This is a genomic window from Modicisalibacter luteus DSM 23508, from assembly GCF_000378505.1.
Lineage (GTDB): Bacteria > Pseudomonadota > Gammaproteobacteria > Pseudomonadales > Halomonadaceae > Modicisalibacter > Modicisalibacter luteus.
Map to the genome: position 1 here is coordinate 125,371 of NZ_KB899992.1, position 23,860 is coordinate 149,230.

The following is a 23,860-nucleotide window of genomic DNA, read 5'->3' on the forward strand; positions in this document are numbered from 1 at the left end:
TCGGTACATGAGCACGCAGGCCCTGGCAACGTTGGGTTGCCAGGGCTTTTTTATGGTTTTTCTAGGGATCGGTCAGCGTAGCTTGGTAGCGCGGAGTTCCTGAATCGAGACCGGAGGATGGAAGGTGTCCGGTTGGGCCGCCTGCCAGTATTCACGGAACACGGCGTGTTCGGGAACGCTATGCAGCAGCTCGTCGGGCTCGAGGAATGGGAACAGTGACGCGAAAGAGCGTATCTCGGTCTTGGAAACGCGCCGCAGGATGTGTTCGGGGCCCAGTTCGCTGGTGTCCTTCAGCCCGGCGGCAGCCAGCATTTCAGCCAACGCTTTCAACGTGTTGTCGTGAAAATGGAACACACGCTGAGTCTTGTCGGGCACATCTAGCTTCTTGCCCCGCCGCTTGTCCTGTGTCGCGACTCCGCTAGGGCAGCGGTCGGTATGGCAGGTCATGGCTTGTATGCAACCTAGCGCGAACATATAGCCGCGCGCGGCATTGCACCAGTCCGCTCCCAAAGCAATGGTGCGAGCAATGTCGAAGGCGGAAACGATCTTGCCGGCGGCGCCGATATGGATCTTGTCGCGCAGGCCGGCACCGACCAGTGTGTTGTGTACCAGCAGCAATGCCTCGGTCAGTGGCATGCCGAGCCGGTTGATGAATTCCAGCGGTGCCGCGCCTGTACCACCCTCACCGCCGTCGACGATGATGAAGTCCGGGCGTTGACTCGTTTCAAGCATGGCCTTGACCAGGCCGAACCACTCCCAGGGGTGGCCAATGGTCAACTTGATTCCCACCGGTTTACCACCGGAAAGCTCACGTAGACGCCCGATGAAACCCATCATTTCCAGCGGTGTCGTAAAGGCCGAGTGAGAGTAGGGCGAGATCACGTCCTTGCCGACCGGCACACCGCGAGTAGTGGCAATCTCGGGCGTAACCTTGGCCGCCGGCAGAATACCGCCATGGCCGGGTTTGGCCCCCTGGCTGAGCTTGATCTCGATCATCTTGACCTGCTCAAGCGTGGCGCCCTCGACAAAGCGCTCCTCGCTGAATGTGCCGTCTTCATTGCGACAGCCAAAGTAGCCTGAACCGATCTCCCAGACCAGGTCGCCGCCTTGACGGTGATAAGGCGAGATCGCACCTTCGCCGGTATCGTGATAGAACCTGCCCCGCTTGGCGCCCGCGTTAAGGGCGGTGATGGCATTTGCCGACAGCGAGCCGAAGCTCATCGCCGATATGTTGAAGATGCTTGCCGAATAGGGTTTGGCACAATCCTTCCCGATAGTGATACGGAAGTCGTGAGAGTCGATCCGCGTCGGCTTGAGAGAGGGGCTGATCCACTCATAGCCTTCGGCGTACATGTCCTGCACCGAGCCGAACGCTTTCTTGTCCAGCACGTTCTTGGCCCGCTGATAAACCAGCGAGCGTTGTTCTCGAGAGTACGGGGTCTGCTCGGTATCCGACTGAATGAAGTACTGGCGAATCTCGGGGCCAATCGATTCCAGAAAGTACCGGAAGTGCGCCAGGATCGGATAGTTGCGGCTGACCGTATGCCGGCGTTGGTAGCGGTCATAGGTACCTAGCGCCGCCAGTAGGCCGAACGGCAATGCGGCCCAGCCCCAGGCTGACTCGAATAGCATGGCCAGCACTGAGGCGGCGAGACCGAGCAGGCTAAGGAAGTAGACGGCATAGCGTAACGGAGGTCGTGAGTGAAGCGACGTCAGGCGGGAAGGTCCTGAGGATGATGGCATGAACAGCTGCGCTCCTTGCGACGAAACATGAGTCGGCCGAAACCGACCGGGTTGTCGCATTGTAACGACAGTCATGCGGGCACTTCCATTTTACTCGCCCTGCGTCGCCAAGAGGTCAGCAGCGCCCGTTACTATCGGCGAGGCGGGTCAGCGTCTCCAGATCATGAATATGAAATTCTCGGCCTCGAGAAGTGATCAGGCCCTGTTGCTGGAAACGGCCCAGCAGACGACTGACCGTTTCCACCGCCAGGCCCAGATAGCTGCCAATATCGCCACGCGACATGGCCAGGTTGAAGCAGTAGGGGGAGTAGCCGCGGCGTCGAAAGCGTAGTGACATGGCGACAAAGAAGGTGGCCAGACGGACGTCCGATGTCTTGCGCAGCAACAGGTGCATCAACAGGCGCTCGTTCTGCAGCTCCTTGCTCATGCACTGGAACAGGTAGTTGCGCAGTTCGGGGCTATGGCATGAAACCTCCTCGAGTCGATCGAAGGGCAGCTCGAAGACCGTCGTGGTTTCCAGGGCAATGGCGTTACCGGAATAGCGCTGATCGCCGATAGCGTCGAGGCCGACAATCTCGCCCGGCAGAAAGAAACTGGTGACCTGTTCTTCCCGATTATCGGTCGTCGTGATCTGTTTCAGGCTGCCGGAATGGATCACGTACAGGCTCTTGAACGGCATGCCCTGCAGGTAGAGAGCGTCTCGTTTGCGCAGCGGAGCGTTGCGCTTGGCAACCACGCCGAACTTTTCGAGCGTCTCCGAACACAGAGTGAACGGCAGGCAAAGCGAACTCAGCCGACAGGCATGGTTGTCTAGGTTGTGCTGTCGAGCAAATCGCAACACGGGGCGCGGTGTTGTCATGGTTCGCCTCCACCATTGTGCGGTTAGCCTTGAGTATGGACGAGTTTTTAAGGCGCGGGTACCGCTTCGGCCATCGGTATGACCTGCTTGGTCATTGTGAATGAAGCGGGCCGTGAAGTGACAATAGTCAAAGTTTTGTCATGACATAGCCTGTACAGTGCGCGCCAACGGGCCTTCGGACCAACAACGAGAAAGTTAGGGCGTCGTGCCGCCGGATAGGCCGGCCAGGCGTGCCATGACGGAGACAGGAATGCAGCGCATCTACAACATGACGACGACAGTGAGCCTTCTTCCCGAAGAATTGCTCGTCGCGGCATATGCCCACGAGACCCGAGAAGAAGAGCGTTATCGGATGCTGGCGCTTCGTTTTTTACCGTTCGATGCGGTGGCCAGTCGTCTGCTACAGATGCTCGCCGATGAAAGCGAGCAGCGCCTGGAAGCTCTGCTGTGTGTTGCTGAGCGTCTAGAGTGCGCTGAGTTCCCCGTCAGGCCGGACATGGGCGGAACGGTGGTAAAGGAACGCCATTTTTTCATCGTCAATGAGCGAATGGCTGTTCAGATGCTGGCCCAGACGCTGGTCGACGAACATCGCTCGCTGTCGTTCTATCGTCAGCTGGCGGACGCTAATGCTACGCCGCAGATTCATAAGTTACTGGCGGGTTTCATTCAACAGAAACAGGCCCAGATACGTGTGCTAGAGGAATCGCAGAACCATGAGTTGGTAAGCGGGGTTCGCTATATCGCCTGACCCGGCTACGTTCGGCCGCGTATATTGCAGTTCTTGAAAAGCCCTTCTGACGCCCGTCGGTTCTCCGACGGGCGTCTTGCTTTGCTAACCATGGCGGTCGGTTGGCGGGCTGGCGGGGCTTGACTAGGCTTAAAGGCATCGGAACAGCATGGCGAAGCAGCGTTTTCAGTCACTTGCGTTCAAGACACGGACTTCAGGAACGAGGGCGATGGAAAAGCTTGGGGAATACCGACGCAAGCGCAATTTCCAGCGGACGAGCGAGCCAGCTGGAGAAGCCCCGCGTGGCGGTCAGGCTGCGGGCCAGCTGTTCGTAATCCACAAGCATGCCGCCAGCCACGACCATTTCGACCTGCGACTCGAGCAGGATGGCGTACTGAGGAGTTGGGCGCTGCCCAAGGGGCCAAGTCTTGAGCCAGGTGAAAAGCGCCTTGCCGTCGAGGTCGAGGACCACCCGCTGGAATATGCCGACTTCGAAGGCGTCATTCCCGAGAAGTCTTATGGCGGCGGCACGTCGATGCTTTGGGATCGTGGACGCTGGACTGTAAAAGGCAAGCTGGCCGAGGATCGTATCGATTTCGAACTTGATGGCGAGAAGCTGCGTGGGGCCTGGACACTGGCACGCATGACCGGGCAACGCGAGAAAAGCGACCGCAACTGGCTATTAATCAAGCGTCGCGAGGATGCAGGTGCGTCGATAGCGGCGCCCTCCGACGAGGATCGCAGTGTTGCCACCGGGCGTACCATGCAGGAAATTGCCGAGGACCGGGATACGCTATGGACGCAGGAAGGTGCCGTCAGTGAGGCGCCGCCACTGCCCGATCCGCAGGGCTTGCAAGGCGCTCGAAGACAACCCATCTCGGGCGAGGTGAGCCCTCAGCTTGCCACGCTGGTCCGGCAGGCGCCGGAGGGTAAGGACTGGATACACGAAATCAAGTTCGATGGCTATCGTGTCATGGCGCGCCTGGAAAAGGGCGATGTACGCCTGATTACGCGCAATAACAAGGACTGGACGCATCGCTTTCCCGAGCTGGCGCGAGTGGTAGCTCAGTTACCCGTAACCAATGCGCTTCTCGATGGCGAAGTGGTGTCGTTAGCTCAGGACGGCATAAGCAGCTTTCGCCGGCTTCAGGAGGCGTTGAGTTCCGGGCACACGGCGGGCCTGATTTATCAGGCTTTCGATCTGCTCCATCTCGAGGGCCGCGATTTAAGAGATGTGATGCTTGTCGAGCGCAAGTCCGCGTTGGCTCAGCTGCTCGAGTCGGCTGGTCTCAACGGGCACAGTAGCGTGCGCTATGCCGACCACATCGAGGCCCAGGGGAGAGCCTTCTTTGATCAAGCCTGTCGTTTGGGGTTGGAAGGCATCATCAGTAAACGCGCTGAAAGCCACTACCTGAGTACCCGCAGCAAGGACTGGGTCAAGACGAAGTGCGCCAATCACGAAGAATTTGTGGTTGGCGGCTATACCGATCCCAGTGGCTCACGAAGCGGCTTCGGGTCGCTGCTGATGGGCGCCTTCGATTCCGACGGCCGGCTGGAGTATGCCGGTAGGGTCGGGACCGGATTCAATGCCCGCCTTCTCGATACGCTCAGTGCGCAACTGGAGGCGCAGGAGACGTCGACGTCGCCCTTCAATAGCCCAGTGCCTGATGTGCGCAGCGTACATTGGGTCCGTCCCGAAATGGTGATCGAAGTGGAGTTCACCGAACGGACACGGGATGGCCGGTTGCGGCACCCTGCCTTTCGAGGGCTGCGCGAAGATCGCAATCCGGAGGAAATCCGCGTGAGTTCCAACAAGCCACTCTCGGCCACACCGCCCAAGTCCGGTGGCGCCCCCGCGTCCAAAGCCAAAACGCGCAGCGACGAAAGTCGTGTACTCGGTATTCGCCTGACCCACCCCGATCGTGTGCTCTATCCCGAACAGGGGCTGACCAAGCTCGGTTTGGCGCGTTTCTACGAGGAGATCCAAGATTGGATTTTGCCGCGTCTGGCCCGCCGCCCACTGTCGCTGGTGCGCTGTCCCGAGGGGCGCACCAGTGAGTGCTTCTTCCAGAAACACCCGCGTGTCGCCATTCCTGCCAGCGTGCCACGTATCGATATCGAGGAGAAATCGGGGCGCTCGCAATATCTCTACGTGGAGAGTGCGGCCGACCTGGTCGCCTTGGTCCAGGCGGGGGCGCTGGAAATCCACCCATGGGGCAGTCGCGTCGAGGACATTGAGCGGCCCGATAATCTGGTGTTCGATCTGGACCCTGCGCCGGGCGTGGCCTGGCAGGAGATCCTGCGTATCGCCGGAACCTTACGCGAACGCCTGGAGTCGCTCGGCCTGGGCGCATTCGTGCGTACGACCGGGGGCAAGGGACTCCATGTCGTCGTGCCGATCACACCCAGCGCGACCTGGGACGAGGCCAAGGCCTTCGCCAAGACGGTGGCACAGCAGCATGTCCAGGATGACCCTAAGCGCTTGACCATCAATATGGCCAAAAGTAAGCGTGAGGGTCGTATTTTCATCGATTACCTGCGCAACGGTCGGGGGGCCACGGCGGTGGCGTCCTACTCCGTGCGGGCGAGGGAAAACGCACCGGTCTGCGTCCCCGTGCGTTGGGATGAGCTAAACGCGGCGCTACGCGCCGACCGATACACGACCGAGAATCTGAAACGACGCCTTGCAGCACTTCGCGAGGACCCTTGGGCCGGCTACGCCGAGGCTGCGCGTCCGATCGGCAAGGACTTGCTCAATGCTGTGGGCCTTACGCGATGACTCGAAGGAGGATGCCTTGAGCCGCGACGAAACAGAAACGCCATGGTGGCTGGAGCCCGGTCCCGAGACCTGCCAGCACTGTCAGGGCACGTTTCATTACGAGGCGGGCTACCATTGTTTTCAATGCGATAGCCCGATCTGCCCGGTTTGCGTGGTGGAACTTCATGAAACGCGCCAGGTGAGCTGCCCTGATTGTCATGCACAGGCCGATATCTCGAATGACGAGCAAAGCGGCTAACCGCTAAACGGCTAGATACAGGAGAAGGCAATGGCTGCCAGAGCGATGTGGAAGGGCGTGGTTCGCTTCGGGGAGGTAAACGTCCCGGTGAAGCTCTATTCGGCCGTTCAGGATCGCAGCGTGCACTTCCGTCTGCTACATGGCAAGGATCGATCCCCCGTCAAGCAGGCCATGGTCAACCCTGAAACCGATGAGACCGTGCCGTACAGCGATACCCAGCGTGCCTATCGCACCGACGAAGGTAGTCTGGTGGTGCTGGACAATGCCGAACTTGAAGCGCTGGAGCCGGAACAGAGTCGCGATATCGAAGTGATCAGCTTCCTGCCGCCCGAGGAGATAGACCATCGCTGGTACAGCCGGCCTTATTACCTGGGACCTGACGGTGCGGAGGAGGAATATTTCGCCCTGATCGAGGCGCTTGAGCACAGTGGCCGCGAAGGCTTGGCGCGCTGGGTCATGCGAAAGAAGGCGTACATTGGCGCCCTGCGCCTTCATGAAGGCTACCCCATGCTCATGTCGCTGCGCCACGATGAAGAAGTGGTGTCGCTGGATACCCTGAATCCTCCTGGCGGTGCACGTCTCGACCACAAGGAGCTGGACATGGCCCAGCAACTCATCGGCATGCTCGAGGCGCCCTTCGAGCCCGAGCAGTATCATGACGAGTACCGCGAGCGGGTAATGTCGCTGATCGAGGCCAAGCAGCGTGGCGAGAGCGTCAAGGTGACTCCGATTCGACGGCCCGAGCCATCGGACGATGTCACCTCGGCATTGGAAGCCAGTCTGAAGGGAGGGCGCAAGCGTGCCTAGCAAGCAGCGGAAGGACCAGGACACTCATGAGGCTCGCGTTAGCGGACCTCGCCCGTTCTGGTCGGGCACCATCACATTCGGGCTGGTCAGCCTGCCTGTAGGGCTTTATCCGGCAAACCGTTCCAAGTCAGTGTCGCTGCGCATGATCGACAAGGATGGTACGCCTCTGGCTCGGCGTTACTTTTGCGAAAAGGAAGAACGCCCGCTGCGCAACGACGAGTTGGTGCGTGGCTACGAGGTCGAAAAGAATGAGTTCATCGTCGTCGAAGATAAGGAGCTCGACGCCCTGGCGCCTGAAAAGTCCCAAGAAATCGATCTCAAGCGCTTCGTTAACGTGACCGACATTGATCCCATGTATTTCGAGCGAGCCTATTTCCTGACGCCCGACAAGGGAATCACCAAAGCCTACCGACTACTGGCCAAGAGCATGGAGGACTCCCAGCGGGCCGGTATTGCCACTTTCGTGATGCGCGGCAAGGAGTACCTGGTGGCGATCTTGGCCGAGAAGGGCATCCTGCGGGCCGAGACGCTGCGTTTCAATGATGAAGTCCGCACGCCCGAGAGTGTCGGACTGCCTGAGACACAGCCAGCGGAAAGCCGTCGTGTCAAGAGCATCAATAAGGCCATCGAGTCACTGTCATCCGATACCCTTGAGCGCAGTGAGTTGGAGGATTGGCATAGCCGCAAGATCATGGATCGGGTCAAGGAAAAGCTCGACAAGGGGGAAGGGGTCATTGATATCGATCCCAAGGAGGAAGACGAAGCCGAGCAGGGCGGCGAGGTAGTCGATCTCATGCAGATACTGAAGCAGAGCCTTGAACAGGGGCAAACTTCAACCGAGGGGACAGCGACTCGCCGCAGTGACTCGGGGGATCGCAAGTCGCAGAAGAAAGCGACCGCTGCCCGGCGCCAGTGTACGCCCGGTAGCAAGGGCAAGAAACGGGCCGGAGCGCCGGCGCAAGACGAACTGGCCGAAATGTCCCGCAACGAACTCTATGAGCGGGCACAGGCACTCGATATTCCGGGAAGGAGCAGCATGAGCAAGGAGCAGCTTATTCGTGCCATTGAGCGGGCGGCCTGAGTACACTCAATGACGCTTACGCTCGATGCGTGATTGTACCGCTTGGGTGTATTCCGTCGCAGGGTCCAGCAGCAACCGCTTGAGGCCGATGGCCTCGCCACTTTCCAGGCAATAGCCGTAGTCATCGTGACGTAGACGTTCGATGGCGGCATCGATGCGCCTGAGCCGCTTGGTATCACGCTCAGCTTGTCTGAGCAGGAAAGTCTGGTTGCCTTCTGCCACGGCACGGTCCATTGCGTCTCCCCAGCAGCGACGCCCTGCGATGCCGGTCTGGGCTTCGTTCAGGCGTGCCTGGGTTTCGTGACGCAAGCGTTGCAGGTAATCCATGAAGAAGGCTCGCTGCTCCTCATTCATGTAGGCGCTTTCAGGCATGCTGAGCAGGTACTCTTTATCGATCGTCGCTGTCATGAGGCGTTAGCGCTGGGACGTTTGTTACCCGTAACAAAAAAGAGCACCGGCAGCCAAGGCGGAGGACATGTTGCGGTTTCATGGTGTTCCTTGCCAGACTGACATTTAGGTTACTAAACCGATTCTAGTCCGTTTCCTTGAAAAGCAGCTTGGCCTATTAGCGAATGTTTTTCCATTTGCCGAGGCAAATCCGTGAAATACATGCGTGCAGAGCATGACGCAGGGGGCTCGAATATCGGACAATGGTGCCGGCCGAGATGACCTGTTACCGGAAGGTGCCATTACCGATGAGGCGAAAACTGCTGCTTGTAATGTCGTTGAGTTTGTGTCTGGTAATGCTAGCCTCTGGGCTACATGCTGCCGAGGAATCACAGGAGGTATGGCTGCTGGTAGACGATAAAACCTCGACTCTGCATATCTATCGTGGTGATAAGGAGATCGAACGGTTCTCTCCGATATCGCTAGGGCGAGGGGGGGCTAAGCGCCTGCGTTTGAGTGGCAGCCGGGCGACACCGACCGGGGAATTCAAAATAAATTGGATCAATGAAGATAGCCGCTTCCATATCTTCCTGGGTCTCGATTATCCTACGCTCGCTCATGCGCGCGAAGCTCATAAGGCGGGCATGTTGAGTGAACCCGAGTTCTATGATTATCTTACGTATTATCGCCTGCATGGTTCTCCACCACAGGACACCGTGTTGGGCGGTAGCATCGGGATACATGGTCTCGGTGAAGCTGACCCGAACGTTCATCAGCGTTTTCACTGGACGGATGGCTGCGTGGCAGTTACGAACGACCAGATCGAGAAGTTGGCGAAACTAGTACGGCTTGGCACAAAGGTAATCATCCGCTAGGTTACTAGCTGGAAGTAGCATTAGGCCTGCCTGTGCAGGAAATGTAAGTCAACCAAGGAAGACCTCAAGGAGAACCGCATGAAAAAAACCAGCACCATGCTCAAGCTCGCAGCTGCAACTCTGGCCATGGGCGTTATGGCTGGCTGTGCATCACAAGCTAGCGAAGAGCAGAGCGGTCAGATGAGCCAGGCGCAAACGGAAGCCAACGAGACCCGCAGCATGGCTCGTGAAGCGCTTACCACAGCGCAGCAGGCCCAGCGCACTGCACAGCAGGCTCTGCAGCTCGCCCAGCAGAACCGTCAGGAAATGGATCGCATGTTCGAGCGTTCCATGCGCAAGTAATCGATTGATGGCGGCATCCTTCGGGGTGCCGTTGTCGGTTCGATACCAAGAAAGCCCTGCCTAGGCAGGGCTTTCCGCGTTTCTGTTATCGGTACAGGAAGACAGAGAAGTCGTTAGACGTCGTCTTCGACCAGGGTGGTTTCCAACTGGCTATAGAGCGCTTCATGGAGTTCCAGCCAGTCGTAAAGGGTGTTGGGCTTTTCGACGATGGGTATGTCGATGGGCGCCTTGACCAACAGCAGGGATTCGGGAATACCGCTGGGGTTTTCCACCTGGGCGCGCAGCTTGGCGTAATCGACCGGGTATTTCTTTCCTTTGACGGCCACCGATACGACGTCCAGCGCATTCGTGATGCGGCTGGCCGGGGTGTCCTCCGATTCTTCCAGCGACGGATAATTCTGTACGAATAGCGTGCCTTCTTCCGTCCAGCCGAGCTTGAAAGGTTCGTTGATCAGGCGCACCTGAGTACCGACCGGCACTCGGGGGAACAGTCGGGTAATATCCTCGTTCAGCATGCGAATGCAACCATGAGTGACGCGCATGCCGACGCCGAGAGGCTTGTTCGTACCGTGGATCAGGTAGCTCGGAATGCCCAGCCGCATGGCGTACGGGCCCAAGGGATTTTCCGGACCGGGGGGTACGACGCTCGGCAGCATGTCGCCCTGCTCGGCATGCTCCTTTCTGATCGATGCGGGCGGATACCAGGCAGGATCCTTGGTCTTTGCGGTGATCCGGGTTTCACCCAGCGGTGTCTTCCAGTCCATGCGACCCACACTGACTGGGTAGGTCTCCACGATGGAGGGCTCACCCTTCGCCGCTTTGGGATAGTAGTAAAGCCGCATCTCGGCGATATTGACGACGATACCCTCCCGCGGGCCCGGGGGCAGGATGAAACGTGAGGGAATCACCACTTCAGTGCCTTCGCCGGGTATCCAGACGCTGACGTCGGGGTTGGCCCGGCGAATTTCCTCGTAGCCAACGCCATAGCGATGGCCGATGGAGAAAAGCGTGTCCTCTTGTGAGGCCTTGACCACCTGAACTTCCCCAACCACATCGCCTTTCGCTGGCAGGCGGTAGTGGCCTGTGGGCATGGGAGCCTCGGCCTCGACGGCCTCGGCCAGAGCAGGCTCCTGCGCCATGAGAGCCGGCGGCATCGCCAGCATTCCTACGGCCAACCAAAGCATACTTGCTTGCTTCACTCGCATCTGACGCGACCTATTCATTCCTCGAATCCGGCGGAGTGCCGGAAATTCGAGTATATTCCTGCGTAACGCCCTACGACACAATGCCTGGCCGCAATAATTTCCCTGCGCCGGCTCACGCCGCCTTGGCCTTGCGGTTGAGCGTGTCAAGCAGCGCCTCAACAGCCCCGAAGCGCGCCTCCTCGCCGGCCATGTCCATCTCGAAACGCAGGATTTCGGCACCTTCGAGCCGGTAATGTTCGGGATCGCGTTGTATTAGGTTGACCAGGGTCATTGGGTCGACGGCGGGACTGGTCCCGAAGATGACGCGGCCGCGCTCGGGGCCTGCCTCGAGACGCACGATTCCGAGTCGCTCCGCTCGCTGGCGCAGCCGGGTCTGGCGGAACAGGGTCTTGACCGGGGCTGGCAGCAGGCCGAAGCGATCGATCATCTCCACTTGCAATTCCCTGAGCTCCGCTTCGTCCGCGGCGTTACTGATGCGCTTGTACATGATCAGGCGTTGCTGAACGTCATGCAGATAGTCGTCTGGAATCAATGCCGGCAAGTTGAGGCTGACTTCTACCCCCTCGTCCAGTGGCGCTTCGATGTTGGGCGTTTTACCGGCGCGGATCGCTTTCACCGCACGATCGAGCATCTGCATGTAGAGGCTGTAGCCGATGGTTTCCATCTGGCCGCTTTGCTCGTCACCTAGAAGCTCACCCGCACCTCGGATTTCCATGTCATGGCTGGCCAGGGTAAAGCCGGCACCCAGGTCCTCGGCCTGGCCGATGGCTTCCAGGCGCTTGATGGCATCCTTGGTAATCGCCTTGGGTGGGGGAGTGAGTAGATAGGCATACGCCTGGTGATGGCTGCGCCCGACACGGCCACGCAGTTGGTGCAACTGGGCCAGCCCGAACTTGTCGGCACGCTCGATGAGAATGGTGTTGGCGCTGGGCACGTCGATGCCGGTTTCGATGATCGTCGAACACACCAGCACGTTATAACGCTTGTGGTAGAACTCCGACATGATACGTTCCAGCGAGCGCTCCGGGAGCTGGCCGTGGGCCACGGCGACACGAGCTTCAGGAACCAGGTCGCGCACTTTCTGGGCGGCCATTTCGATGCTCTTGACCTCGTTGTGCAGGAAGTAAACCTGCCCCCCGCGCAATATTTCACGCAGGATGGCTTCCTTGATCACGGGTTCGTTGCGTTGCTGGACGAAGGTCTTTACCGGCAGGCGACGTGCCGGTGGGGTGGCGATGATCGACAGGTCGCGGATGCCGCTCATGGCCATGTTCAGCGTACGCGGGATTGGCGTGGCGGTCAGCGTCAGGATGTCCACCTCGGCACGCAGACTTTTGAGTCGTTCCTTCTGCGCCACACCGAAACGGTGCTCCTCATCGATGATCAATAAGCCCATGTTGGGAAACTTCATCGACTTTGACAGCAGCTTGTGGGTGCCGATAACGATGTCGGCACGGCCTTCTTCGATGCGCTTCTGGGTGTCTGACTGTCCCTTGCCGCCGGTAAAGCGCGAGATAAGCTCGATCTGTACGGCGGTGTCAGCGAAACGGTCTCGAAAGTTATCGTAGTGCTGTTGGGCAAGCAGAGTGGTAGGAACCAGTACCACCACCTGCCGGCCCGAGTGCACGGCAAGGAACGCGGCACGCATGGCGACTTCGGTCTTGCCGAACCCGACATCGCCACATACCACCCGATCCATGGGGCGCGGCGCGGTCATATCGCCGATTACTGCATGAATGGCAGCTCGCTGGTCGGGCGTTTCCTCGAATGGGAAATTAGCTGCAAAGCGCTGATACTCCTCGCCGGGAGGGTCACAGGCAAAGCCTTCTCGTGCTTCTCGGCGCGCATACACGTCGAGAAGTTCGGCAGCGGTGTCTCGAATCTTCTCGGCGGCTTTCTTCTTCGCCTTGTCCCAGGTATCGGAACCCAATTTGTGCAGGGGGGCTAGCTCGTCACTGGCACCGGCATAGCGTGAAATCAGGTGCAGGCTATCGACGGGGACGTAGAGTTTGGCGCCATTGGCATATTCCAGCGCCACGAACTCAGCGGCCTGGCCGCCGGCCTCCAGCGTCTCGAGCCCCTGATAGCGCCCCACGCCATGGGCTTGGTGGACGACAGGCGCACCGGGGCGAAGCTCGGACAGGTGGCGGACCGCCAACTCATTGTCGTCGGTGGCTTTCTCACGACGCCGGGTCTGGCGGACCACTTCACCGTACAGTTCGGTCTCGGTAATGATGGCCAGCGCGGGATCGCCAAGCCATAGGCCCTCGTCGAGTTCGCCCTCGGTAATTGCCAGTCGCGAGTCCCCATTGAGAAACGACGACCAGTCATCGGTATGTGGCAGGTCGAGGTGCAGCACGCCGAGGGTTTCTTCCAGCGCCTCGCGCCGTCCCCGCGACTCGGCGACAAATAGCACACGCATGTCGCGATGAGATGTCAGGAACTCCCCGAGACGGGCCAGTGGTTTCTGGGCTCGGGCATTGATGGCAACCCGTGGCGGAGCCTGAGTGGAGGGATGACGTGCGTGCGGGTGGCCTTCATCCTTGACTAGCTCGACTCGGGGCCTGGCCTTGATGGCTGCGAAGACATCGGGTACCGGAATGAACGCACGAGCGGGTGGGAGCAAAGGCCGGGTCGGGTCAACACCGAGGTTCTCGTAGCGGCTCTCGATCGCAGCCCAGTGATGTTCCGCAGCCTCGAAGACGCCGGGTAACAGGGCAACACGGGTGTCGTCGACCAAATGATCGAACAGCGACGCAGTTTCCTCGAAGAACAGGGGCAGGTACTGTTCGAGCCCCGGCGAGGGGATCCCCTTGAGCGCGTCGTTGTAGAGCGGTGACTGGCGCGGATCTACGTCGAACAATGTCTCGAAGCCTTCGCGGAAGCAGGCGATGGCGGAACGCGACAGTGAGTACTCATGAGCTGGGAGCAGCTCGATGCTCTCCACCTTGTCCTGACTGCGTTGGGTATCGGGATCAAAGTGGCGTAGCGTATCGATCTCGTCATCGAACAGGTCAATGCGCAGTGGTGCGCTGCTGCCCATGGGGTACAAGTCGATGATTGCGCCACGCAAGGCATACTCACCGGGCTCATAGACGGTTTCCACAGCGCGATAGCCGGCTCGGGACAGGGTTTCCCGGAATCCTTCCCGGTCGAGTGTCATGCCGACCGACAGGGTCAGCACACGACCGGCAATGTACTCGCTGGGAGGCAGGCGCTGCATCAGGGTATTGATTGGCACCAGTACGATACCGTCATGGGTATCCTGTAAGCGACGTAGGGTGCGCAGACGCTCGGAAACGATATCCTGATGCGGTGAAAAGCTGTCGTAAGGCAGGGTTTCCCAGTCCGGGAAGGGCAACACCGGCACCTTGGCAAAGAACCGCAAGGCGTTCTCCAGGCGCTGGGCCGAGGCAGTGTCCGGCGTGACGATCAGTAGCGGCGCAGCGTCGGCCAGGCGGGCCAGCGCCAGGGCCGTCGCTGCGCTGTGCGGGGCCTGCCAGTAGAGCGTATCGCGCGTTCCGGTCGGGCTGGGCGGGGCCAGCGGGGAAAAGTTCGACATTGGCGTCTTCAAGCAAAGGGTGGAAGTCTTGCATGAATGATAACAGGCGCGGCGCGGGACGAGAAAAACGGCGAAAGGCGGAGGCTGTTCGTTACTTTTGACACCGATGCTGGAAAAACGGTTTGTAGTCAACCCTCGATTTCTGTAGTGGTCTTACAACCATTGCGACCATACAGCAATTGCGCTTGCCTGCGCTTGGCAAGGATAATGAACACGAAAATTCATTCGCGATTCCGTAAGGAAGGGAGTAGTACGTGAGTCAGGAAAAGCTCGACGCTCATTTTCAGGAATGGCAGGACAATGAAGCTGTCGCCGAGGAAATGATTCCCCTGCTCGGCAAGCTGTACCGCAAGTATAATGTCGTGCCTTCCCTCTATGGTCGTTCGCTGATCAACCGGTCAGTAATCCGTATTCTCAAGAATCATCGCTACGTAAAGAGAGTCGAGGGCACCGAGCTTTCCGTTCGCGATACCTTTCCGCTGGTCAAGACAATGACCGAGCTCGATCTTGGGCCGGCTCACATTGATCTGGGCAAGCTCGCCGTCGCTTTCAAGAAAAGCGGCCGCAACGATGTCGAGGCCTATCTGCGCGAGGAGCTCGCGGAGATCGTTGGCAAGCATGGTGAAAACGGCATGGGCGGTGAGCCCAAGGATGTCGTGCTTTACGGCTTCGGGCGTATCGGCCGTATCCTGGCGCGTATCCTGGTCGAGAAAGCCGGGGGGGGGAACCTGCTGCGCCTGCGTGCCATCGTGGTGCGGGGCGACGGCAGTGGCGACGATCTCGAAAAGCGTGCCAGCCTTCTGCGCCGTGATTCCATTCATGGACCGTTTGCCGGCTCGATCAGGGTCGATCATGAAAATAACGCGATCATCGCCAACGGCAACTACATCCAGGTAATCAACGCCAGTTCACCCAGCGACGTCGACTACACTGCCTATGGTATCGATAATGCCATTGTTGTCGACAACACGGGTAAGTGGCGTGATGAAGAGGGGCTTTCCCAGCATCTGGCCTGCAAGGGCGTCGCCAAGGCGCTGCTCACGGCGCCGGGCAAGGGCAGCCTCAAGAACATCGTTTATGGCATCAACCACCGTGACATCGGTGACGAGGATCGCATTATCTCTGCGGCCTCGTGTACGACGAACGCCATTGTCCCCGTTCTCAAGGCTATCAACGATGAGTACGGCATCGAACATGGCCACATGGAAACGGTGCACTCCTATACCAACGACCAGAATCTGATCGATAACTACCATAAAGGCGATCGCCGCGGTCGCAGCGCGCCGCTGAACATGGTCTTGACCGAAACCGGGGCTGCCAAGGCTGTCGCCAAGGCCCTGCCCGAGCTGGGTGGTAAGCTGACAGGCAATGCCATTCGCGTGCCGACGCCCAACGTCTCCATGGCGATTCTCAACCTCAACCTGGAAAAGGCTGCAGACACAGAGAGCGTCAATAACTATCTACGTGATATGGCGCTACACTCCTCGATGCAGAAGCAGATCGATTATGTCGATTCGCCCGAGGTGGTGTCATCCGACTTCGTTGGTAACCGCCATGCGGGTATCGTTGATGCCAAGGCCACCATCGTCGACGGCAAGAACGCTGTTCTGTACGTGTGGTACGACAACGAGTTCGGTTACAGCTGCCAGGTAGTTCGTATTCTGCAGTACATGTCTAATGTGCACTTTCTCTACCTGCCTCGTACTCGCGACTGAATGACCCTCTCCGCCATGCCGGCTCGACCGGCATGGCATTTTTTGCCTTCCCGTCTCAATGCCGACCTTCGGTCAGGTAGTCTTTCGATCCCCGTCTCTTTATAATAGTCGCGATTTATTGGTGCGATCCGTCTGGCCGCGGGTCGAGCAAGACAACCTTCTGATAAGAAAAGAATCGAGCACCGTGACGCCAACTGATACGTGAATGCCATCGCGTGGGTCAGGCTCGTCATTGCCGTGCATCGAACCCCTTTCCTTTTGAAAATCAGATCCGATAACTGGGCGAGACTATGATCGAAGTCAAACGAGGCCTGGATCTCCCTATCGCCGGGGCACCGGACCAGCGCGTCGAAGATGCGCGCTCGGTACGCCATGTGGCGATCCTGGGACCCGATTACGTCGGTATGAAACCGACGATGGAGGTCCGGGAAGGGGACAGGGTGAAGCTGGGTCAAGTGCTGTTCACCGACAAGAAGATCCCCGGAGTGCGCTTCACCGCGCCGGGCGCCGGCGAGGTGGTTGCGATCAATCGCGGTGAGAAGCGCGTACTGCTGTCGGTAGTAATCAAGCTTGATGATCAGGAAGACGCAGTCGAGTTCACTGCGCACGATAGTAATTCCATAGCGAGCCTGGATCGACAGGTCGTCGTCGATCAGTTGGTTGAGTCGGGTCTATGGACGGCTCTGCGGACTCGGCCTTTTTCACGCACGCCTGCGCTGGATGCTGTGCCGGCGGACATTTTCGTGACCGCTATTGATACGCACCCGCTGTCCGCCGATCCTGCCGTCATCATCAACGACGCACCTGATGCTTTCGCTAACGGACTCAAGGTACTCAAACGCCTGACGCCGGGTAAAGTCTTCCTGTGCAAGGCGCCCGAGGCCGATCTGCCCGGTGGCGATGTCGATGGGGTGCAGGTCGAATCCTTCAAGGGGCTGCATCCGGCGGGCCTCGTTGGTACGCATATCCATTATCTGTCGCCGGTCAGCCTGAAAAAGCAGGTCTGGCATCTGGGATATCAGGATGTCATCGCGATTGGCAAACTGTTCACCGAGGGTCGCCTGGATATGACGCGTGTCGTCGCTGTGGGTGGGCCGCGCGCCAAGCAGCCACGCCTGCTGCGTACGCGTATCGGGGCGAGCAGCACCGAACTGCTTGAGGGCGAGGTCAGCCAGCCGGAAGAGACCCGCATCGTTTCCGGGTCAGTTTTCGGCGGCACTACGGCAGAGGGATCGCGCCGTTTCTTGGGCCGCTTTCATAACCAGTTCTCGCTGATCGAGGAAAGCAACAAGCGTGCGTTCATGGGCTGGCTTTCGCCCGGACGCAACCGTCACTCGGTCATGGGTATCTACGTGTCCCGCTTCCTCGGCTTGAATGACTACAAGCCGGACACCTCGACCAACGGCTCCGAGCGCGCCATGGTCCCGATTGGTGCCTATGAGGAGGTCATGCCGCTGGATATCCTGCCCACGCAGTTGCTGCGATCGTTGATCGTTGGCGACATCGAGAACGCCATGTTGCTCGGTTGCCTTGAGCTGGATGAGGAAGACGTCGCGCTGTGTACCTATGTGTGTCCCGCCAAGTACGAGTACGGTCCCATCCTGCGTGACAACCTCACCATGATCGAGAAAGAGGCCTGATGATGGGTATTCGCAAGACACTCGACAATCTCGAGCCACACTTTCACAAGGGTGGCAAGTACGAGAAGTTCTACGCCCTCTATGAGGCCGTGGACACGATCTTCTATGCGCCGCCCGACGTCACCAAGGGGACGGCTCATGTGCGTGACGGGATCGACCTGAAGCGCATCATGATTACAGTGTGGTTGTGCACCTTCCCTGCGATGTTTTTTGGTATGTACAACGCCGGGCTGCAAGCCAACATGGCGATCGATAACGGCTACGGTGCACTGGGCGGCTGGCGCGAAGCCGTAACGCTGGCCCTCTCCGGTGGCCATGATCCGGGCAGCATCTGGGCCAATCTCGTGCACGGGGCGACGTACTTCCTGCCTATTTATCTGGTGACTTTCGTCGTCGGCGGTTTCTGGGAAGTGCTTTTTGCCGTCAAACGCGGTCACGAGGTCAATGAAGGCTTCTTCGTCACCTCTGTGCTGTTTGCCTTGATTTTGCCGCCGACGATTCCTCTCTGGCAAGTCGCGCTGGGGATCACTTTCGGTGTGGTAATCGGCAAGGAAATCTTCGGTGGCACCGGTAAGAACTTCCTCAATCCGGCATTGACGGGGCGTGCGTTCCTGTACTTCGCTTACCCGGCCCAGATCTCTGGTGATGCAGTGTGGGTTGCCGCGGATGGTTACACTGGGGCGACGCCTCTATCAATGGTCGTCACTGATGGAATGGCCGGCTTGACCGACCAGTACAGCTGGATGGATGCCTTCCTGGGCTTTCTGCCGGGTTCGGTCGGAGAGACATCCGCCTTGGCCATTCTAATTGGTGCCGTGGTGCTACTGCTGACCCGCATTGCCTCCTGGCGCATCATGTTGGGGGTTTTCCTGGGCGTCGTGGGTACGGCCATGCTCTTCAACGCCGTTGGTTCAGAAACGAATCCGATGTTCGAGTTGCCCTGGTACTGGCATATGGTCATTGGCGGCCTGGCGTTCGGCCTGGTGTTCATGGCTACCGATCCGGTGTCGGCATCGATGACCAACAAGGGCAAGCTGATCTTCGGCATCCTGATCGGGGTGATGACCGTACTGATCCGTGTCGTTAATCCGGCCTTCCCGGAAGGCATCATGCTGGCGATCCTGTTTGCAAACCTGTTTGCGCCGCTGATCGATCACTTCATCGTGCAGGCCAACATCAAGCGTCGCCAGAAACGTGAAGCGGCCTTCAACCCCGTTACCGAGGAGACCGCCTGATGGCTAGCAACAATTCCATCAAGAAGACGCTCACGGTCGCGCTCGCGCTGTGCATCGTCTGTTCGGTCGTCGTTTCCACTGCAGCAGTGGTGCTGCGTCCGGTCCAGGTGCTGAACCAGGAGCTCGACCGCAAAAGCAATATTCTGGAAGTCGCTCAGCTATATCAGCCGGGTGTCGACATCAACGAGCAGTTCGCCCAGCAAATCACGCCGCGTGTCGTGAACCTGGACACTGGCGAATATGCTGAAGAACTCGATCCCGTGACCTACAACCAGTTCGATGCAGCCAAGGATCCCGCCACCTCGCGGACACTGTCCGGCGATGATCCGGCGGGCCTGGGTCGCCTGGAAAACTACGCCACGGTCTATCTGGTGGGAGATGCCGATAATCCCGAGCAAATCATCCTGCCGATCCGTGGCCAGGGTCTGTGGGGCTTGATGCGCGGATTCCTGGCGCTGGAAGGAGATGGAAACACTATCGTCGGCCTTTCCTACTACGACCACTCCGAAACGCCAGGGCTTGGCGGTGAAGTGGACAATCCCCGCTGGAAGTCCCAATGGCAGGGCAAGAAGGTCTATGCTGACAACCCGATGCAGCCGATGATCCAGCTGGTGAAGGGTGGAGCTGACTCCGAATACGAGGCAGACGCCTTGTCCGGTGCCACCCTGACCAGTCGCGGGGTGACCAACATGCTGCAATTCTGGCTGAGCGAGATGGGCTTCGCCGATTATCTCGCCCGGTTTCATGACAATTCGCAAGGAGGAGCGTGAGCATGGCCTCTGATACTCCCAAAAGCGTCGTCTTTTCGCCGGTATTCAAGAACAATCCCATCGCCTTGCAGGTACTGGGCATCTGTTCAGCGCTGGCGGTGACAAATTCCTTGAGCGTATCGCTGGTCATGGGGCTGGCGGTTATCGCGGTGACCTCGTTCTCGAATCTGTTCGTCTCGTTGATCCGTAATCATATTCCCTCCTCGATTCGTATCATCGTGCAGATGACCATCATCGCCTCGTTGGTTATCGTGGTTGACCAGTTGCTCAAGGCGTTTGCCTATGAAATGTCCAAGCAACTTTCGGTCTTCGTGGGTCTGATCATCACCAACTGTATCGTCATGGGGCGTGCGGAAGGCTATGCCATGCAGAATGGCCCGATGATGAGTTTCCTGGATGGTGTCGGGAACGGCCTGGGTTACGCCGTCATTCTGTTGTTTGTTGGTTTCGTACGTGAGTTGCTGGGGTCAGGTAGCCTGTTCGGGCTTACGATCCTCCCGGCTGTCCAGAATGGTGGCTGGTACGTGCCCAATGGCCTGATGCTGCTGCCTCCTTCGGCATTCTTCGTTATCGGGCTGCTGATCTGGATTTTGCGTTCCTTCCACCCCGATCAGGTCGAGAAGACCGAGTACCGGATCGTTGCCAATAGCAAGACCAAGATCAAGGAGACCGCGTAATGTTCGAGCATTATCTGAGCCTGTTCGTTCAGGCCGTGTTCGTCGAGAACATGGCGCTGGCCTTCTTCCTTGGCATGTGTACGTTCCTGGCGGTTTCAAAGAAGGTCTCCTCGGCGATTGGTCTGGGGATCGCCGTCATCGTGGTACTCGCCATCACGGTGCCAGCCAATAATCTCATCTTGCATTACCTGCTTCGTGAGGGCGCGCTGACCTGGACCGGTCTTGAAGGTGCCGAGAACATCGATCTGTCTTTCCTTGGCTATCTCTCCTATATCGGTGTGATTGCCGCCATGGTGCAGATCCTCGAGATGTTTCTCGATAAGTTCGTACCCGCTCTCTATAACGCGCTGGGTGTATTCCTGCCGCTGATTACGGTCAACTGCGCGATATTGGGCTCGGTGCTGTTTATGGTTCAGCGCGATTACCAGTTCGGCGAGTCCGTGATCTACGGGGTCGGCTGTGGTGTCGGCTGGGCCTTGGCAATCACCGCACTGGCGGGGATCCGCGAGAAGCTCAAATACAGTGACGTTCCGGCCGGGTTGCAAGGTCTGGGTATTACGTTCATCACCGTGGGGCTGATGTCGCTGGGCTTCATGTCCTTCTCCGGCGTTCAGCTGTAAGCCAACGGGAATAGGAAAACCGACATGGTTGATACATCCATCATCTTGCTCGGCGTCGTCATGTTCACCGTGGTCATTCTTGGCCTGGTTGGGGTGATTTTGGCGGCGCGGAGCCGACTCGTCAGCAGTGGCGATGTCACCATCGAAATCAATGACGATCCCGATAGCACCATGACCACGCAGGCGGGGGGCAAGCTGCTGCAGACCCTGGCCGCCAATGGCATCTTTCTGTCCTCCGCTTGTGGCGGTGGGGGCTCCTGTGCCCAGTGCAAGTGTCGTGTCACCGAGGGGGGAGGATCTATCCTGCCAACCGAGGAGTCCCACTTCACCATGCGTGAGAAAAAGGAGGGCTGGCGCCTTTCCTGTCAGGTTCCGGTGAAGCAGGACATGAAAATCGAGGTGCCGGAGGAGGTTTTCGGCGTCAAGAAATGGGAATGTGAGGTTATCAAGAACCCCAACGTCGCCACGTTCATCAAGGAGCTCAATCTCAAACTGCCCGAAGGCGAGGAAGTGGCCTTCCGTGCCGGGGGCTATGTGCAGCTGGTGGCACCGCCCTATGACGTCAAGTTCTCTGACTTCGATATCGAAGAGGAGTACCGTGGCGATTGGGAGAAATTCGGGCTATTCAATATTTCCCATAAGAATGACGAGGAAGTCATCCGCGCCTACTCGATGGCCAACTATCCGGAAGAGAAGGGCATCCTCAAGTTCAACATTCGTATTGCCACGCCGCCGCCGAATACCGACCATCCGCCGGGCTTGATGTCGACTTACGTGTTTGGCCTCAAGCCTGGCGACAAGGTGACCGTGATGGGGCCGTTCGGTGAGTTCTTTGCCAAGGACACCGATGCCGAGATGGTCTTCATTGGTGGTGGTGCAGGCATGGCGCCGATGCGCAGCCACATCTTCGATCAGCTCAAGCGGCTAGGTTCCAAGCGCAAGATGTCGTTCTGGTACGGGGCGCGCTCCTGGCGTGAGACGTTTTACAACGAGGAGTATGACCAGCTTGCCGAGGAGTTCGACAACTTCGAATGGCATCTGGCGTTGTCCGACCCGCAGCCGGAGGATAATTGGGAAGGGCCGACCGGCTTCATTCACAACGTTCTCTACGACATGTACCTGAAGGACCATCCCGCACCGGAGGATTGTGAATACTATATGTGCGGTCCGCCCATGATGAACGCATCGGTTATCAAGATGCTGACCGATCTAGGGGTCGAGCCCGAGAACATCATGCTGGATGACTTCGGCGGATGATGGTGCCGCTTCTATGCACTGCAGCAAGGCCGGCTCCGAGAGGGCTGGCCTTGTTGTTGGTGGCCTGCCTTCTGTTACTCTCGGGGTGTAAAAACGCTCCCGAGGCACATCGTTTCCAGGGGCCCGTGTTCGGTACCGGCTACCACGTGACGCTCTATGCAAGCCTGAGCAAGGCAGGCTATGCCGAGCTCGACGCTGGTATCCAGGCCGAGCTCGAGCGTGTCGACGAGCTCATGTCGACTTACCGCGAGGATTCCGAGCTTTCACGCCTGAATCGTTATCCGGTCGGAGTGCCGTTCTTTCTGTCATCTCCCACCGCCGAAGTGATACGCGAATCGCTACGTATCGCGCGGCTCTCTAACGATGCCTTTGATGTCACCGTCGGGCCTGCCGTCAATCTGTGGGGCTTTGGTCCAGAAGGGCGGCCCGATCGTGTGCCGGATGCCGAGATACTGGCCAGCGCTCTGGCGCGTGTCGATATCCATGCGTTAAAGCTTGAGGATGGACACCTTATCAAGACCAAGCCGGTCTATATCGACCTGTCGGGGATTGCCAAGGGCTACGCGACCGATCGTGTAGCTGACTATCTGGAATCCTGGGGTATCGAGGACTACCTGGTCGAGATCGGCGGAGAGATCCGTACCCAGGGAAAGAAGCCTGACGGCACGCCTTGGCGTATTGCGGTGGAGAAGCCGGTGTCCAGCGAACGCAGCGTCCAGAAGATCATCGATCTGGGTAGCGCCGCCGTGGCAACCTCGGGAGATTATCGCAACTACTTCGAAAGTGATGGTATCCGCTATTCGCATACCATTGATCCTAGAACCGGCAAGCCGATAACCAATCGTGTCGCGTCGGTCACGGTTATCACCGAGCGCTGTATGACCGCCGATGCGCTAGCTACGGCCTTTACCGTGATGGGGGCTCAGGCCGGCCTGGAAATGGCTGAGCGTGAAAACATACCGGTGTATTTCGTTGTCAGAGGTGAAGACGGGTTCGATATCCGAATGAGCCCAGCCTTCGAGAATTATCTCGAAGGCACTGTGCAAGAGGGGAAAGACCCATGACTATCTGGATTCTGGCATTCGCGTTCATTCTGTTCATGGTCGCGGCCATGTCGATCGGTGTCCTGTTGGGGCGTAAGCCTATCGCGGGTTCTTGCGGTGGGCTCAACCGGCTCGGACTCAAGCAGGGCTGCGATATCTGTGGCGGTAAGGACGAGATCTGCGAAGAAGAGAACCGCAAGCGCAACGCTACACGCGTCCGTGAGGAGGACGAGCGGCGCGGTGCGGACCTGGGATACGACGCTACCCGACGCTGAACCGAGGGGCGATATAACGCAAG

General features: G+C 58.6%; 21 protein-coding genes. 16 read left to right on the forward strand and 5 right to left on the reverse strand.

The annotated features are described in order from the left end of the window. Positions 1 to 72 precede the first annotated feature (72 nt). Positions 73 to 1,743 carry an FMN-binding glutamate synthase family protein gene (locus F568_RS0107175; protein ID WP_019018038.1) on the reverse strand — a complete coding sequence of 557 codons (1,671 nt, stop codon included), beginning with the start codon at positions 1,741 to 1,743 and terminating at the stop codon, positions 73 to 75. A gap of 115 nt (positions 1,744 to 1,858) precedes the next feature. After that, positions 1,859 to 2,602 carry a fumarate/nitrate reduction transcriptional regulator Fnr gene (gene fnr, locus F568_RS22430; protein ID WP_019018039.1) on the reverse strand — a complete coding sequence of 248 codons (744 nt, stop codon included), beginning with the start codon at positions 2,600 to 2,602 and terminating at the stop codon, positions 1,859 to 1,861. Positions 2,603 to 2,852: 250 nt separating this feature from the next. On the opposite strand from fnr, the gene F568_RS0107185 reads away from it, so the two are divergent. The 5 genes from F568_RS0107185 (at position 2,853) to ku (F568_RS0107205) (ending at position 8,234) form a co-directional block, all read left to right on the forward strand. Further along, positions 2,853 to 3,350 (forward strand): ferritin family protein, encoded by a 498-nt coding sequence (locus F568_RS0107185; protein ID WP_019018040.1) that lies wholly within the window; start codon positions 2,853 to 2,855, stop codon positions 3,348 to 3,350. 208 nt (positions 3,351 to 3,558) lie between these two features. Next, entirely contained in the window at positions 3,559 to 6,108 is a 2,550-nt protein-coding gene (gene ligD, locus F568_RS0107190) for a DNA ligase D (protein ID WP_019018041.1), read from the forward strand. A 16-nt stretch (positions 6,109 to 6,124) separates the two neighbouring features. Then, the gene (locus tag F568_RS0107195; protein WP_156817373.1) at positions 6,125 to 6,346 is read left to right on the forward strand and encodes a hypothetical protein; all 222 of its coding nucleotides are present in this window, start codon (positions 6,125 to 6,127) and stop codon (positions 6,344 to 6,346) included. A gap of 30 nt (positions 6,347 to 6,376) precedes the next feature. Then, positions 6,377 to 7,153 carry a non-homologous end joining protein Ku gene (ku, locus tag F568_RS0107200; protein ID WP_019018043.1) on the forward strand — a complete coding sequence of 259 codons (777 nt, stop codon included), beginning with the start codon at positions 6,377 to 6,379 and terminating at the stop codon, positions 7,151 to 7,153. Then, entirely contained in the window at positions 7,146 to 8,234 is a 1,089-nt protein-coding gene (gene ku, locus F568_RS0107205) for a non-homologous end joining protein Ku (protein WP_019018044.1), read from the forward strand. The genes ku (F568_RS0107200) and ku (F568_RS0107205) overlap by 8 nt, the downstream gene beginning before the upstream one ends. Before the next feature lie 6 nt (positions 8,235 to 8,240). Here the strand turns inward: ku (F568_RS0107205) and F568_RS0107210 are convergent, their stop codons facing one another. After that, positions 8,241 to 8,642 carry a TraR/DksA family transcriptional regulator gene (locus F568_RS0107210; RefSeq protein ID WP_051087936.1) on the reverse strand — a complete coding sequence of 134 codons (402 nt, stop codon included), beginning with the start codon at positions 8,640 to 8,642 and terminating at the stop codon, positions 8,241 to 8,243. A gap of 287 nt (positions 8,643 to 8,929) precedes the next feature. Between F568_RS0107210 and F568_RS0107215 the strand changes: the two genes are divergently transcribed. Both F568_RS0107215 and F568_RS0107220 read left to right on the forward strand, forming a co-directional pair. Further along, positions 8,930 to 9,496 (forward strand): L,D-transpeptidase family protein, encoded by a 567-nt coding sequence (locus F568_RS0107215; protein WP_019018046.1) that lies wholly within the window; start codon positions 8,930 to 8,932, stop codon positions 9,494 to 9,496. Between the two features lie 78 nt (positions 9,497 to 9,574). Continuing rightward, complete coding sequence (locus F568_RS0107220) at positions 9,575 to 9,838, forward strand: Lpp/OprI family alanine-zipper lipoprotein (protein ID WP_019018047.1); 264 nt, start codon at positions 9,575 to 9,577, stop codon at positions 9,836 to 9,838. A 113-nt stretch (positions 9,839 to 9,951) separates the two neighbouring features. Here the strand turns inward: F568_RS0107220 and F568_RS0107225 are convergent, their stop codons facing one another. Continuing rightward, positions 9,952 to 10,992 carry a L,D-transpeptidase family protein gene (locus F568_RS0107225; RefSeq protein ID WP_229804156.1) on the reverse strand — a complete coding sequence of 347 codons (1,041 nt, stop codon included), beginning with the start codon at positions 10,990 to 10,992 and terminating at the stop codon, positions 9,952 to 9,954. A gap of 163 nt (positions 10,993 to 11,155) precedes the next feature. Continuing rightward, the gene (mfd, locus tag F568_RS0107230; protein WP_019018049.1) at positions 11,156 to 14,605 is read right to left on the reverse strand and encodes a transcription-repair coupling factor; all 3,450 of its coding nucleotides are present in this window, start codon (positions 14,603 to 14,605) and stop codon (positions 11,156 to 11,158) included. Between the two features lie 254 nt (positions 14,606 to 14,859). On the opposite strand from mfd, the gene F568_RS0107235 reads away from it, so the two are divergent. The 9 genes from F568_RS0107235 to nqrM all read left to right on the forward strand — a co-directional run bounded on the left by F568_RS0107235 (position 14,860) and on the right by nqrM (position 23,837). Then, on the forward strand, positions 14,860 to 16,320 hold the full coding sequence (locus F568_RS0107235) for a glyceraldehyde-3-phosphate dehydrogenase (RefSeq protein WP_019018050.1): 1,461 nt from the start codon (positions 14,860 to 14,862) through the stop codon (positions 16,318 to 16,320). Positions 16,321 to 16,610: 290 nt separating this feature from the next. Continuing rightward, entirely contained in the window at positions 16,611 to 17,960 is a 1,350-nt protein-coding gene (locus F568_RS0107240) for a Na(+)-translocating NADH-quinone reductase subunit A (protein ID WP_019018051.1), read from the forward strand. Continuing rightward, complete coding sequence (locus F568_RS0107245) at positions 17,960 to 19,195, forward strand: NADH:ubiquinone reductase (Na(+)-transporting) subunit B (protein WP_019018052.1); 1,236 nt, start codon at positions 17,960 to 17,962, stop codon at positions 19,193 to 19,195. The genes F568_RS0107240 and F568_RS0107245 overlap by 1 nt, the downstream gene beginning before the upstream one ends. After that, on the forward strand, positions 19,192 to 19,965 hold the full coding sequence (locus F568_RS0107250) for a Na(+)-translocating NADH-quinone reductase subunit C (protein ID WP_156817374.1): 774 nt from the start codon (positions 19,192 to 19,194) through the stop codon (positions 19,963 to 19,965). The genes F568_RS0107245 and F568_RS0107250 overlap by 4 nt, the downstream gene beginning before the upstream one ends. A 2-nt stretch (positions 19,966 to 19,967) precedes the next feature. Further along, positions 19,968 to 20,642: an NADH:ubiquinone reductase (Na(+)-transporting) subunit D gene (locus tag F568_RS0107255; protein ID WP_019018054.1), complete on the forward strand. Its 675-nt coding sequence runs from the start codon at positions 19,968 to 19,970 to the stop codon at positions 20,640 to 20,642. Then, the gene (gene nqrE, locus F568_RS0107260) at positions 20,642 to 21,262 is read left to right on the forward strand and encodes an NADH:ubiquinone reductase (Na(+)-transporting) subunit E (protein WP_019018055.1); all 621 of its coding nucleotides are present in this window, start codon (positions 20,642 to 20,644) and stop codon (positions 21,260 to 21,262) included. The genes F568_RS0107255 and nqrE overlap by 1 nt, the downstream gene beginning before the upstream one ends. Before the next feature lie 24 nt (positions 21,263 to 21,286). Then, positions 21,287 to 22,519, forward strand: coding sequence for an NADH:ubiquinone reductase (Na(+)-transporting) subunit F (gene nqrF, locus F568_RS0107265; protein ID WP_019018056.1), 1,233 nt, complete (start codon positions 21,287 to 21,289; stop codon positions 22,517 to 22,519). Continuing rightward, complete coding sequence (locus F568_RS0107270; protein ID WP_019018057.1) at positions 22,516 to 23,583, forward strand: FAD:protein FMN transferase; 1,068 nt, start codon at positions 22,516 to 22,518, stop codon at positions 23,581 to 23,583. Before nqrF ends, F568_RS0107270 begins: the two co-directional genes overlap by 4 nt. Next, complete coding sequence (gene nqrM / locus F568_RS0107275) at positions 23,580 to 23,837, forward strand: (Na+)-NQR maturation NqrM (protein WP_019018058.1); 258 nt, start codon at positions 23,580 to 23,582, stop codon at positions 23,835 to 23,837. Before F568_RS0107270 ends, nqrM begins: the two co-directional genes overlap by 4 nt. Positions 23,838 to 23,860: the final 23 nt, after the last annotated feature.

Bases quoted from the DNA above. Each gene is read 5' to 3' on its own strand.
- F568_RS0107210 (WP_051087936.1), bottom strand. From the start codon at position 8,642: ATGACAGCGACGATCGATAAAGAGTACCTGCTCAGCATGCCTGAAAGC.
- F568_RS0107175 (WP_019018038.1), bottom strand. From the start codon at position 1,743: ATGCCATCATCCTCAGGACCTTCCCGCCTGACGTCGCTTCACTCACGA.
- F568_RS0107245 (WP_019018052.1), top strand. From the start codon at position 17,960: ATGATGGGTATTCGCAAGACACTCGACAATCTCGAGCCACACTTTCAC.
- F568_RS0107240 (WP_019018051.1), top strand. From the start codon at position 16,611: ATGATCGAAGTCAAACGAGGCCTGGATCTCCCTATCGCCGGGGCACCG.
- F568_RS0107270 (WP_019018057.1), top strand. From the start codon at position 22,516: ATGATGGTGCCGCTTCTATGCACTGCAGCAAGGCCGGCTCCGAGAGGG.
- nqrF (WP_019018056.1), top strand. From the start codon at position 21,287: ATGGTTGATACATCCATCATCTTGCTCGGCGTCGTCATGTTCACCGTG.
- nqrE (WP_019018055.1), top strand. From the start codon at position 20,642: ATGTTCGAGCATTATCTGAGCCTGTTCGTTCAGGCCGTGTTCGTCGAG.
- fnr (WP_019018039.1), bottom strand. From the start codon at position 2,602: ATGACAACACCGCGCCCCGTGTTGCGATTTGCTCGACAGCACAACCTA.
- nqrM (WP_019018058.1), top strand. From the start codon at position 23,580: ATGACTATCTGGATTCTGGCATTCGCGTTCATTCTGTTCATGGTCGCG.
- F568_RS0107215 (WP_019018046.1), top strand. From the start codon at position 8,930: ATGAGGCGAAAACTGCTGCTTGTAATGTCGTTGAGTTTGTGTCTGGTA.
- F568_RS0107255 (WP_019018054.1), top strand. From the start codon at position 19,968: ATGGCCTCTGATACTCCCAAAAGCGTCGTCTTTTCGCCGGTATTCAAG.
- F568_RS0107225 (WP_229804156.1), bottom strand. From the start codon at position 10,992: ATGCCGCCGGCTCTCATGGCGCAGGAGCCTGCTCTGGCCGAGGCCGTC.
- F568_RS0107185 (WP_019018040.1), top strand. From the start codon at position 2,853: ATGCAGCGCATCTACAACATGACGACGACAGTGAGCCTTCTTCCCGAA.
- ku (WP_019018043.1), top strand. From the start codon at position 6,377: ATGGCTGCCAGAGCGATGTGGAAGGGCGTGGTTCGCTTCGGGGAGGTA.
- ligD (WP_019018041.1), top strand. From the start codon at position 3,559: ATGGAAAAGCTTGGGGAATACCGACGCAAGCGCAATTTCCAGCGGACG.
- F568_RS0107220 (WP_019018047.1), top strand. From the start codon at position 9,575: ATGAAAAAAACCAGCACCATGCTCAAGCTCGCAGCTGCAACTCTGGCC.
- mfd (WP_019018049.1), bottom strand. From the start codon at position 14,605: ATGTCGAACTTTTCCCCGCTGGCCCCGCCCAGCCCGACCGGAACGCGC.